We start from the raw sequence: 11,873 nt of genomic DNA on the forward strand, positions 1-11,873 counted from the left end.
GGGGTGGGCGCCGGATCGTGCCGAGTCTAGCAAGCAGGCGGGGCCGGGGCCGGTCTGTACGATGAGCCCAGGGGCTCCGGCCCGGACGACGGCGACCGGCGCAGACCGGCGGGAAGGAAGCACCGTGACATCGACGACGTGGGCAGTCCTGGGGGCGACGGGGTTCGTGGGCTCCGCGACCGTGGCCCGGCTGCAGGCGGACGGCCAGACGGTGGTCCCGGTCTCCGCACCCCGCCTGGCGTCCGGCGCGCACACCGTCCACCACCTGCTGGAGCAGGCCGGGCGCCTCGAGTCGGTGATCGACTACCTCGCCGAGTCCTTCGCGGGGGCCCACGTGGTCGTCAACGCCGCCGGCCTCGCCGCACCGGACCAGACCCACGAGGAGTCGCTGCTGGGCGCCAACGCGCTGCTGCCGGTGCTGGTGGCCCTCGCCGCCCGCCGCACGAGCGTGCGGCGGGTCGTGCACATCAGCAGCGCCGCCGTCCAGGGCGACATCGACGTCCTGGACGAGACGCCCGCGGTGCGGCCCTTCTCCCCCTACTCCTTCTCCAAGGCCCTCGGCGAGAGCGCCCTGCTGAAGCTGCGCCGGGACTGGGCCGCCGAGCCGGGGGGCCCCGCGATCACGGCGCTGCGCGCCACCTCGGTGCAGGGCTCGGGCCGGCGCACCACCGCGCGGCTGGCCCGCTTCGCGTCCTCGTGGCTGAGCTCCGTGGCCGGCGACGGCTCCGCGCCCACGCCGGTCACCTCCGTGCACGCCCTGGCGGAGTTCGTCTCCCGTGCCGGGCGCCACCCCGGGGAGCTGCCCCAGGTCCTGCTGCAGCCGTGGGAGGGTGCCACCACCGCCTCGATCCTGCGGGACGCCGGCCGCCGGGAGCCGCTGCACCTCCCGGCGCTGCTGTGCCGGGCCGCGGTGGACACCGGCTTCGCCGTCTCCGGCCTGGCCGGCAACCGCTGGCACGGGCTCGTGCGCCGGCTGGAGGTCACCTGGTTCGGTCAGCGCCAGGTGCGCGGCTGGGCCGAGGAGCACGGCGAGCTGCCGGAACCGCGGATCACCGAGGTGCTGCGCCAGGCCCACCTGGCCGCCGGCCGCGGCTGAGCCCGCCCGGGGACCGTCCGGCCCCCGGTCCCGCCCGGCGCCCGCCGCCGCGCGGTGGGCCCTCCGGCGGCCGGGGGTGCGGTGCTCCCCCCGCCGGTGACCGGCCTCAGGCGCCGTCCAGGCCCCGGGCCACGAGCCGGGCGGCCTCGTCGACGGACAGGGGCCGCGGCTGCCCGGGCACGGCCGGGCGCTGGGCCCGGGTGCGGTCCTGGTCCACCGCGGGGCGGGCCGCCGGCCCGGGCACGGAGCGGGCCACCAGCGAGACCGCCAGGCCCTGCGCGGCGGCCGCCTGCGCCGGAGCGGGCGCGGCCGGACGCTCCGCCGGAGCGGGTGCCGGCTCCGGGCTCGGCGCGGCCTCCGGGTCGATCTCGCGCACCGCGTGGGAGCCGGAGCTCCCGGACCGTTCCGCGGGGTCGCCGGGGGCCGTCGCGGGCGCCTCCTCGAGCTCCTCGTCCCCGTCCGCCGGCGTCACCGCGGGCACCACGGCGCGCAGCCGGGCCAGGCTCACGGCGCCGTGCCGCACGAGCAGCGGGGTCTCCCCGGTGCAGTCGACGATCGTGGACGACACGGGGTCGGCCTCCGGGGTGCCGGGCCGCCCGGCGGGCCGCGGGCCGTCGTCGAGGTAGACCTCCACGGCGTCGCCGAGCATCCCGACCGCGGCCTCGGCGCTCAGGGCGGCCGGGTGGCCGGTGCGGTTCGCCGAGGACACGGCCAGCGGACCGCTCTCGATGAGCAGCGCCTGCGCCAGCTCGTCGTCGGGCACGCGCAGGGCCACGGTGCCGTGGGTCTCGCCGAGGTCCCAGCCCAGGGAGGGGTGGGCGTGCAGGATCAGGGTCAGCCCGCCCGGCCAGAAGGCCGCGGCGAGCGCGCGGGCGTCGTCGGACACCTCGTCCGCGAGCCCGTCCAGCACCCCGGCGTGGGCGATGAGCACGGGCGGGGGCATCGCCCGCGAACGGCCCTTGGCCGCGAGCAGGGTCGCGACGCCGCGGGCGGAGAAGGCGTCGGCGCCGATGCCGTAGACGGTGTCGGTGGGCAGCACCACGCAGGCGTCCGCGGCCAGCGCCCGGGCGGCGTGCTTGAGCCCGGCGGTGCGCTGGGCGATGCTGCTGCAGTCGTAGACGGTGTGGCTCACGGTGTCATTCTCCCATCTCGTCCGGGGCCGTCTCGTCCGGGGCCGTCTCGTCCGGGGCCGGTGCGGCAAGCTCCGGGGTCCGTCCGGCCGTGGCGCGGTCCCGCCCCGTGAGGTCCTGGTGGCCCACGACGTCCACCAGGCCCGCCTCCCGGAAGGCGCGGGCGACGGGCTCCGCCTGGACCTCGGCGTGCTCCATGACGAAGAACCCGCCCGGGCGCAGCAGCCGCACGGCCGAGGCCAGGGCGGCCCGCGGCAGCTCGAGCCCGTCCTCGCCGCCGCCGTACAGGGCGAGCTCCGGGTCGTGCTCGCGGGCCTCCGGCTCCCGCGGGAGCGCGTCGGCCGGGATGTACGGCGGGTTGGAGACCACCACGTCGCAGCGGCCCTCGAGCTCGGGGAAGGCGGTGCGCAGGTCTCCGCGGACCAGCTCGGCGCGGGTGCCGCGCAGGTTCCGCGCGGCCCAGGCGTGGGCGCTCTCGGACAGCTCCACGGCGTGCACCCGGGCCTGCGGCACCTCGTGGGCGACGGAGGCGGCGATCGCCCCGGAGCCCGTGCCCAGGTCGACCACCCGGGGCCGGTGCACCCCCGCGGCCAGCTGCTGCCGCAGCTCGTCCACGACGGTCTGCACCACGGTCTCCGTCTCGGGCCGGGGCACGAAGACGCCGGGCCCGACGGACAGCGTCAGGTAGCGGAAGTGCGCGACGCCGGTGAGGTGCTGCAGCGGGACCCGGCGGGCCCGTTCGGCGACCAGCTCCGCGTAGCCCGCCGGCTCGTCCCCGCCGATGATGGCGCGCGCCTCGACCTCCCCGCGGGACAGGCCCAGCAGGTGGCCCGCGAGCAGCAGCGCGTCCGTGCGGGCGGAGTCGATCCCCGCCTCGGCGAGGACCTGTTCCGCCCAGCGCACCGCCTGGCCCAGCGACCTGTGCATGCCCGCTCCCCCGCCCTCAGCCGTCCTGCCGGCCGATGGCTTCGAGCCGGGCCTTCTCGTCCATCTCGATCGCGGACTGCACCACCGGTTCGAGGTCCCCGGCCATCACGTGGTCGAGGTTGTAGGCCTTGTACCCGGTGCGGTGGTCGTTGATCCGGTTCTCCGGGAAGTTGTAGGTGCGGATCCGCTCGGAGCGGTCCATGGTGCGCACCTGGGAGCGGCGCTGCGCGGCGTTCTCCGCGTCGACCTGCTCCTGCTGGTGGGCCAGGATGCGGGCGCGCAGCACCCGCATCGCGGCCTCGCGGTTCTGCAGCTGCGACTTCTCGTTCTGCATGGCCACCACGATGCCCGTGGGCAGGTGGGTGATGCGCACCGCGGAGTCGGTGGTGTTCACGGACTGCCCGCCGGGGCCCGAGGACCGGTAGACGTCGATCTTCAGGTCGTTCTGGCTGATCTCCACCTCCTCCGGCTCGTCGACCTCCGGGAAGACCAGCACCCCGGCCGCCGAGGTGTGGATCCGGCCCTGGGACTCGGTGACGGGCACCCGCTGGACGCGGTGCACCCCGCCCTCGTACTTCAGGCGGGCCCACACGCCCTCGGCGGGGTCCGTGGCGGTGGACTTGATGGCCACCTGGACGTCCTTGTAGCCGCCGAGGTCGGACTCGTTGGTGGAGATGAACTCGGTCTTCCAGCCGCGGGCCTCCGCGTACTTGAGGTACATCCGCAGCAGGTCCCCGGCGAAGAGCGCGGACTCGTCCCCGCCCTCCCCCGCCTTGACCTCCAGGATGACGTTGCGCCCGTCGTCCGGGTCGCGGGGCACGAGCAGCCGGCGCAGCCGCTCCCGGGCCGCGGTGAGCTGCTCCTCCAGCGCGGGGATCTCCTCGGCGAACTCCGGCTCCTCGTCGGCGAGCTCCCGGGCCGCCCCGAGGTCCTCCTCGAGACGCCGCACCCGGTGGTGGGTCTCGGCGATGCCGTTGAGCTCGGCGTAGCGGCGTCCCAGCTTCCGGGCCCGGCCCGGCTCGGCGTGCACCGCGGGGTCGGCGAGCTGGCGCTGCAGCTCGGCGTGCTCGTCGAGCAGGGACTGGATCGGGTCCGGCATGGGACGCTCCTTCTTCGGGCGGCGGGGACGACGGCGACGGGTCGCGGGCGCGGCGCCCGGACACGACGACGCCGCCGCGGCCCCGACCGGGTGTCCGGTGCGGGCCGCGGCGGCAGCGGGTGCGCTAGCGGTCGCTCTCGGAGCGGGCCGACAACGTGGTCTTCTGCACCTGGAGCAGGAACTCGGTGTTGGACTGGGTGTCCCGCAGCTTGTTCGTCAGCAGCTCCAGCGCCTGCTGCTGGTCCAGGCCGGAGAGCACCCGGCGCAGCTTCCACATGATCTTGATCTCGTCGGGCGAGAGCAGGTTCTCCTCGCGGCGGGTGCCCGAGGAGTTGACGTCCACGGCCGGGTAGATCCGCTTGTCCGCGAGCGAGCGGGACAGGCGCAGCTCCATGTTGCCGGTGCCCTTGAACTCCTCGAAGATGACCTCGTCCATCTTGGACCCGGTCTCCACCAGGGCGGTCGCGAGGATGGTCAGCGAGCCGCCGTTCTCGATGTTGCGGGCTGCGCCGAAGAACTTCTTCGGCGGGTACAGCGCCGCGGAGTCCACGCCGCCGGACAGGATGCGGCCGGAGGCGGGGGCCGAGAGGTTGTAGGCACGGCCCAGGCGGGTCATGGAGTCCAGCAGGACCACCACGTCCATGCCCATCTCCACCAGGCGCTTGGCCCGCTCGATCGCCAGCTCGGCGACCGTGGTGTGGTCGTCGGCCGGGCGGTCGAAGGTCGAGGCGATGACCTCGCCCTTCACGGTGCGCTGCATGTCCGTGACCTCCTCGGGGCGCTCGTCGACGAGCACCATCATGAGGTGGACCTCGGGGTTGTTCGTGGTGATCGCGTTGGCGATCGCCTGCAGCATCAGCGTCTTGCCGGCCTTGGGCGGGGACACGATCAGGCCGCGCTGGCCCTTGCCGATGGGCGCGACGAGGTCGACGACGCGGGGCCCGATCTTCTTGGGCTCCGTCTCCAGGCGCAGCCGCTCCTGCGGGTAGAGCGGGATCAGCTTGCCGAAGTCCACGCGGTCCTTGTTGTCCTCGGCCTTCTTGCCGTTGACCGTGGTCAGCTGGACGAGGGCATTGAACTTCTGCCGCGTGTTGTTCTGCTGCTCGCCGTCGCGCGGGGCACGGATCGCGCCCACCACCGCGTCACCCTTGCGCAGGTTGTGCTTCTTGACCTGGGCGAGGCTGACGTAGACGTCGTTCGGGCCCGGCAGGTAGCCGGACGTGCGCACGAACGCGTAGTTGTCCAGCACGTCCAGGATGCCCGCCACGGGCAGCAGCACGTCGTCCTCGGTGAACTCCGTGTCGTCGACCTCGGGGCCGGAGCTGCGCCCGCGTCGGTTACGGCGCTCGTTGCGCTCGGCGCGGTCGTTGCGCTCGTTGCGCTCATTGCGGTCCCGGTCGTTGCGGTTGCGGTTGCGGCGGCTGCGCCGGCTGCCGCCCTCCCCGTCCTGGCCGCGGTTGTCCTGGCCGCGGTTGTCCTGGCCGCGGTTGTCCTGGCCCTTGGGCTCCTGGCCCTTCGACTCCTGGGACTTGCCGCCCTTGCCGCGGCCGTCGTTCTTGTCCTGGCCGTTCTTGTCCTGACCGCCCTTGTCCTGGCGGTTGTCCTGACCCCGGTTGTCCTGACCGCCCTTGTCCTGGCGGTTGTCCTGGCCGCGGTTCTGGTTGCGGCTGCGGTCCTGCTTCGACGGGTCCTCGTCGCGGCCGTCGGCCGAGGGGCGGGCCTCCTCGGCGCGCTGCGTGCTCTCCTGGCCGTTGCCGCCGTTGTCCTCACGGCTGCGGTTGCGCCGGTTGCGGTTGCGGCCGCGGCCGCCCTCGCCCTCCGGCCCGGAGGCGTCCTCGCCGGACGGCGCCGGGGCGGACTGCGCGGTGGTGGGCTGGGCGGGGGTGGACCCGTCTGCGGCGGACGGGGTGCTCGGCTCGCCGGCCTCGGCCGGACGCGCGGAGCCGTCCTGCTCCGCGGGGGCCACCACGCCGGTGCTGGTGGCCCGGCGGGAGCGGCTGCGCCGCTGCGGCGGGGCGTCCTGGCCGCCCTGCTCGGCGTCGGGCTGGGCCGCCGCGGCGGGCCGGCCGGAGTCCTCCGCGGGACGCTCGGCGGGGGCGGCGTGCTGGTCGGCGGTCTTCTCCACCGTCTGGGCGATCTTCTGCTCGACGGCGCGGTCGCGGTCGGCCACGGCGCCGCCGCGCTGGTGGGCGGCGATCGCGTCGACGAGCAGGCTCTTGCGCATCCGGCGGGCGCCGGTGATGCCGAGCTGCGAGGCGAGCGCCTGGAGCTGGGCCAGCTTGAGCGCGGACAGGCCCGCGTTCCTGGTGTCGGTGGTGGTCTCTTCCGTACCCGTGGAAAGGTCGGTGGTCTCGGTCACGAAGTGTCCTTCTCCCTCGGTGGGGGGTCCGTGGATCTCAGAGTCCAGGACCGTGATGGGTTCCCGGCGGGCCGCGAACGCGGGCCGCCGGCGGCGGGGCGCACTTCAGGGCGCGGCAGCCTGGGCGAACAGGGTGTCACCCGTCAGATCGTGGTGCGCCCCGGTCCGCAGAGAGCGGGCCGGTGCACCGTCGGCATCGTGGAAGCAGGTGCCGGCGGGGGATCACCGGAGGACCGGAGCGGTGGAGGCGAGGAATCGAGGGCATCCGCCCGGGGCGACGCCCCTCATGATGCCCGCTGTCCTCACCGCGCCGGGCGCGGTCTCCTACCCCTGGATCTTCTGCGGGTGCTTCTCCAGCTTAGCACCCTGCCCGTCGACCCGCAGACGGAGGACACGCCAGGAGACCCCCGCGGCCCCGGCGCCGGCCGGGACGAGCTCCGCCAGGGCGCCCTCGGTCGCCTCCGCCTGCGCCGCGCCCGCGGCCAGGACCAGGACGGTCGGGCCGGCGCCCGAGATCATGGCGGGCAGCCCCCGTTCCCGCAGGTCCGCCATGAGCCGGGCGCTCGGGGGCATCGCCGAGGCCCGGTACGGCTGGTGCAGCCGGTCCTCGGTGGCCGGCAGCAGCAGCTCGGGGCGGCGGGTCAGGGCCTCGACGAGCAGCGCCGTCCGTCCGGCGTTGACCGAGGCGTCGTGGTGCGGGACGGTCGCGGGCAGCAGGGACCGTGCGAGCCGGGTGGGCACCTCGTAGTCGGGGATCGCGACCACCGGCATCACGTCCTCGTGCACGGTCACGGGGGCGCTGCGGTAGCCCTCGGGCCCGCTCCAGGAGATGACGAGGCCCCCGTAGAGGGACGGGGCCACGTTGTCCGGGTGGCCCTCCATCGCGGCGGCGACCTGCAGCAGCTGCCGGTCGTCGAGGGCGCGCCCGGCGGGCAGCAGCGCGTTCGCCGCGAGCACGCCCGCCACCACGGCGGAGGCGCTCGAGCCCATGCCCCGTCCGTGCGGGATGCGGTTGGTCGCCTCGAGCCGCAGTCCGGGCAGGTGCTCGACGCCCGCGGCGCGGAAGGCGGCGCGCATGGCGCGCACCACCAGGTGCTCCGCGGTGCGCGGCACGGCCTGCGAGCCCTCGCCGTGCAGCTCGAACTCCAGCCCCGCCTCGGTCACCGTCACGGCGAGGTCGTCGTAGTGGCCGAGGGCCAGGCCCAGGCTGTCGTAGCCGGGGCCCACGTTGCCCGTGGACCCGGGCACGCTCAGCTCGACCCGCTGCCCGATCTCGAACATCCGCGCCTACTCCAGGCCCAGCGCCGCGGCCACGGCCACGACGTCGAAGGGCACCCGCTTCGGCTCGGCCAGCGAGGGGTCCTCCAGCTCGGCGGCCTTCACGGCCCACTGCGGGTCCTTCAGCCCGTGGCCGGTCACGGTGATCACGATCGTGGCACCGGTGGGCGCCTCGCCGGCGGCGTGCTTCTGGAGCAGCCCGGCCACGCCCGCGGCGGAGCCGGGCTCCACGAACACGCCCTCCTGCGCGGAGAGCCAGCGGTGGGCGGCGAGGATCTCGTCGTCGGAGACGGAGCCGATGAGCCCGCCGGACTCGTCCCGGGCGGCGATCGCGGTGTCCCAGGAGGCCGGGTTGCCGATCCGGATGGCAGTGGCGATGGTCTCGGGCTCGGTGACCGGGTGGCCGAGCACCAGCGGGGCGGCGCCCTCGGCCTGGAAGCCCCACATCACGGGCAGCTTCGTCGACGCGGCCGGCAGCTCCCCGGCGGTCGCGGAGTCGTAGGGCCGGGCGTACTCCTGGTAGCCCTTCCAGTACGCGGTGATGTTGCCCGCGTTGCCCACCGGCAGCAGGTGGTAGTCCGGGGCGTCGCCGAGGGTGTCGACCACCTCGAACGCGCCGGTCTTCTGCCCCTCGATCCGGTAGGGGTTCACGGAGTTCACCAGGAACACGGGGTAGGACTCGGAGAGCTTGCGGGCGACCTCCAGGCAGTTGTCGAAGTTGCCGTCCACCTGGAGGATGTCCGCCCCGTGCGCCACGGCCTGGGAGAGCTTGCCCATGGCGATCCGCCCCTCGGGCACGAGCACCGCGCAGGTGAGCCCGGCCTGCTTGGCGTAGGCCGCGGCGGACGCCGAGGTGTTGCCGGTCGAGGCGCACACGACGGCCTCGGCGCCCTCCTCCTTGGCCTTGGTGATCGCCATGGTCATGCCCCGGTCCTTGAACGAGCCGGTCGGGTTCATCCCCTCGAACTTCAGCCAGACCGTGTTGCCGGTGAGCTCCGACAGGGCGCGGGCCCGGATGAGCGGCGTGCCGCCCTCCCCCATGGTGATGACCTCGGTGGAGTCGGTGACCGGCAGCCGGTCCCGGTACTCGTTGATGACGCCCTGCCAGACGTGTGCCATGTGCTGGATCTCTTCCTGTGGACTGCGAACGGTGCGGTGGGGTGCTGGTGCCCCGGGGCGGGCGGCGCCGTGCGGGCGGACGCCGCCGGGGATCAGTCGGCGTGCTCCACGCGGATCACGCCGGTGACGTCCTCGACGAAGGGCAGCTCGCGCAGGGCCTCCACGGTGGCCGTGAGGTCCTTGTTCGTGCCCCGGTGGGTCACCAGGCGGATCTCGGAGCGCTGCGCGGTCCCGTGCGGGTCGTCCTTCTGCTGCATCGTGTAGATGGACACGCCGTGGTCGGCGAAGACCTGGGCGATCCGCGCCAGGACGCCGAGCCGGTCCTGCACGGTGAGGGTGATGGAGAAGCTGGTGCGCACGTCGTCCATGGGCACCGCGGGCAGCTGGGCGTGCGGCTCCGCGCCCTGGGCCGGGGCCCCGAGCACCAGGCGGCGGGCCGCCGAGACGAAGTCGCCCAGCACGGCCGAGGCGGTGGGGGCGCCGCCGGCGCCGGCGCCGTAGAACATCAGGGACCCGGCGTTCGCGGCCTCGACGAACACGGCGTTGTAGGCGCCGTGCACGCCGGCCAGGGGGTGCTCGCGCGGGATCATGGTGGGGGTGACGCGCAGGTTCACCCCGCCCGCGCAGCGCTCGCACACGGCGAGGAGCTTGATGACGTAGCCGGCCTCCGCGGCCGCGGCGACGTCCTCGGCGGTGACGCCGGTGATGCCGCGGCAGTAGACGTCGTCGATGGTGAAGGTGGAGTGGAAGGCCAGGGACGCCAGGATCGCGGCCTTGGCCGCGGCGTCGTGGCCCTCGACGTCGGCGGTCGGGTCCGCCTCGGCGTAGCCCAGCCGCTGGGCCTCGGCGAGCGCGTCGTCGAACTGCGCGCCGGTGGTGTCCATCTGGTCGAGGATGTAGTTGGTGGTGCCGTTCATGATGCCCAGCACGCGGTCCACCCGGTCCCCCGCCAGGGAGTCGGCCATGGGCCGCACGATCGGGATCGCCCCGGCCACGGCGGCCTCGTAGGAGAGGGGCACCCCGGCGTCGTCGGCCGCGTCCTGCAGCTGGCGGCCGTGCCGGGCGATGAGCGCCTTGTTGCCCGAGATCACCGGCTTGCCCGCGTGCAGGGCGCGCAGGATGCGGCTGCGGGCGGGCTCGATGCCCCCGGTGAGCTCGATGACCACGTCCGCGGCGTCGATGAGGGCCTCGGCGTCGGTGGTGAACAGCTCCTCGGGCAGCTCCACGGTCCGCCGCGCGGCGAGGTCCCGCACGGCGATGCCGGCCAGCTCGATGGGGGCGCCCACGCGGGCGGCCATCTCGGTGCTGTGGTCGAGGAGGATGCGGGCCACCTCGGCGCCGACGTTTCCTGCCCCGAGCAGGGCGACCTTCACGGTCGTGGTCGGGCGGGGGGTCGCAGGGGTCGAGTCGCTCAATCAGGCTCCCAGGTCGCGGGCGAACAGGTCTTCTTCGGTCTCGCCCCGCACGATGAGCCGGGCCTCGGGCCCGTCCGCGGCGGTGCGCACGGCGACGACCGGCGGGCGGGCGATCCAGTTGTAGTTGCTGGCCAGGGCCCAGCAGTAGGCGCCCGTGGCAGGCACGGCCAGGACGTCGCCGGGGGCGAGGTCCTCGGGCAGGTAGACGTCGCGGACCACGACGTCCCCGGACTCGCAGTGCTTGCCGACCACCCGGGAGAGCACGGGGGCGCCCTCGGCGCGGCGGTTGGCGAGCACGGCGGTGTAGTCCGCGCCGTAGAGCACCGGACGGGCGTTGTCGCTCATCCCGCCGTCCACCGACACGTAGCGCCGCCGGGCGCCGTCCTCGACGGTCACGGTCTTCAGCGTGCCCACGGTGTAGAGGGTGCACGCGGAGGGACCGGAGATCGCCCGGCCGGGCTCGATCGACAGGTGCGGGACGGCCATGTGCAGGGACCGGGCCGTGGCGGCCACCTGGTCGGCCAGGGACTCGGCGATCTCGCGCGCCGGGCGCGGGGTGTCCGCCTCGGTGTAGGCGATGCCGTAGCCGCCGCCGAGGTCGAGCTCCGGCAGGGTCAGCCCGAAGCGCTCGTCGGCCTGCGCCATGAGGGTCAGCACCCGCTCGGCGGCCTTCCCGAAGCCGTCGGCGTCGAAGATCTGGGAGCCGATGTGGCAGTGCAGGCCGCGCAGGTCGAGGTCGGGGTCCACCACGCAGGCGGCGACGGCCTGCATCGCGGGGCTGTCCCCGCCGTCCTCGGGCGCGGCCAGGGACAGGCCGAACTTCTGGTCCTCGTGGGCGGTGGCGATGAACTCGTGCGTGGAGGCGTGCACCCCCGGGGTCACCCGGATCATCACCGGCGCCACGACGCCCAGGGTGCGCGCCAGGTGGGCGACGAGCTCGATCTCGGCCAGGGAGTCCACCACGATCCGCCCGAGCCCGTTGTCGAGGGCGCGGGTGATCTCGGCGGCCGACTTGTTGTTGCCGTGCAGCGCGATCCGGGCCGGCTCCATGCCGCCGCGCAGGGCCACGGCCAGCTCCCCGCCCGAGGAGGTGTCGACGTTGAGCCCCTCCTCGCGGATCCATCGCACCACCTCGGTGGTCAGGAAGGACTTCCCGGCGTAGTAGACGGAGACCTCCGCCCCGATCCGCGCGAACGCCTCGGTGAAGGCGGCGCGGAACTCCCGGGCGCGGGCCCGGAAGGTGTCCTCGGAGTAGACGTAGGAGGGGGTCCCGTAGCGCTCGGCGAGCTCCGTGGCGGGGATCCCCGCCACGGTCAGCACTCCCTCGGCGTCGCGCCGGAACGCCTCGGGCCAGATGGCCGGGTCGAGCGCGTCGAGGTCCTCGGGCACGCTGAGCCACTGCGGGGCCAGCGGCGAGCCCCCGGTGCGGGTGGTGGGGTCGGCGGTCATG

At 74.7% G+C, this 11,873-nt stretch carries 9 protein-coding genes; 1 reads left to right on the forward strand and 8 read right to left on the reverse strand.

What is annotated here, in order from left to right; genetic code table 11:
• Window positions 1-124 precede the first annotated feature (124 nt).
• On the forward strand, window positions 125-1,096 hold the full coding sequence (locus tag AYX06_RS04465) for an NAD-dependent epimerase/dehydratase family protein (protein ID WP_062734768.1): 972 nt from the start codon (window positions 125-127) through the stop codon (window positions 1,094-1,096).
• Between the two features lie 106 nt (window positions 1,097-1,202).
• On the opposite strand, the gene AYX06_RS20840 is transcribed toward AYX06_RS04465, so the two are convergent.
• The 8 genes from AYX06_RS20840 to lysA all read right to left on the reverse strand — a co-directional run bounded on the left by AYX06_RS20840 (window position 1,203) and on the right by lysA (window position 11,872).
• Window positions 1,203-2,228: an L-threonylcarbamoyladenylate synthase gene (locus AYX06_RS20840; RefSeq protein ID WP_084271444.1), complete on the reverse strand. Its 1,026-nt coding sequence runs from the start codon at window positions 2,226-2,228 to the stop codon at window positions 1,203-1,205.
• A gap of 4 nt (window positions 2,229-2,232) precedes the next feature.
• Entirely contained in the window at window positions 2,233-3,153 is a 921-nt protein-coding gene (gene prmC, locus AYX06_RS04475; protein WP_062734769.1) for a peptide chain release factor N(5)-glutamine methyltransferase, read from the reverse strand.
• Window positions 3,154-3,169: 16 nt separating this feature from the next.
• Window positions 3,170-4,252: a peptide chain release factor 1 gene (gene prfA / locus AYX06_RS04480; RefSeq protein ID WP_062734770.1), complete on the reverse strand. Its 1,083-nt coding sequence runs from the start codon at window positions 4,250-4,252 to the stop codon at window positions 3,170-3,172.
• A gap of 124 nt (window positions 4,253-4,376) precedes the next feature.
• Window positions 4,377-6,611 carry a transcription termination factor Rho gene (gene rho, locus AYX06_RS04485; protein WP_062734771.1) on the reverse strand — a complete coding sequence of 745 codons (2,235 nt, stop codon included), beginning with the start codon at window positions 6,609-6,611 and terminating at the stop codon, window positions 4,377-4,379.
• A gap of 324 nt (window positions 6,612-6,935) precedes the next feature.
• Window positions 6,936-7,892, reverse strand: a complete 957-nt coding sequence (thrB, locus tag AYX06_RS04490; protein WP_062734772.1) for a homoserine kinase — start codon at window positions 7,890-7,892, stop codon at window positions 6,936-6,938.
• A gap of 6 nt (window positions 7,893-7,898) precedes the next feature.
• Window positions 7,899-9,008: a threonine synthase gene (gene thrC / locus AYX06_RS04495; protein WP_062734773.1), complete on the reverse strand. Its 1,110-nt coding sequence runs from the start codon at window positions 9,006-9,008 to the stop codon at window positions 7,899-7,901.
• Window positions 9,009-9,100: 92 nt separating this feature from the next.
• A complete protein-coding gene (locus AYX06_RS04500; RefSeq protein WP_062734774.1) occupies window positions 9,101-10,423 on the reverse strand; it encodes a homoserine dehydrogenase in 1,323 nt (440 codons plus the stop codon).
• The gene (gene lysA / locus AYX06_RS04505; RefSeq protein ID WP_062734775.1) at window positions 10,424-11,872 is read right to left on the reverse strand and encodes a diaminopimelate decarboxylase; all 1,449 of its coding nucleotides are present in this window, start codon (window positions 11,870-11,872) and stop codon (window positions 10,424-10,426) included.
• Window position 11,873: the final 1 nt, after the last annotated feature.

The sequence above is a fragment of the Kocuria turfanensis genome (genome assembly GCF_001580365.1).
Lineage (GTDB): Bacteria > Actinomycetota > Actinomycetes > Actinomycetales > Micrococcaceae > Kocuria > Kocuria turfanensis.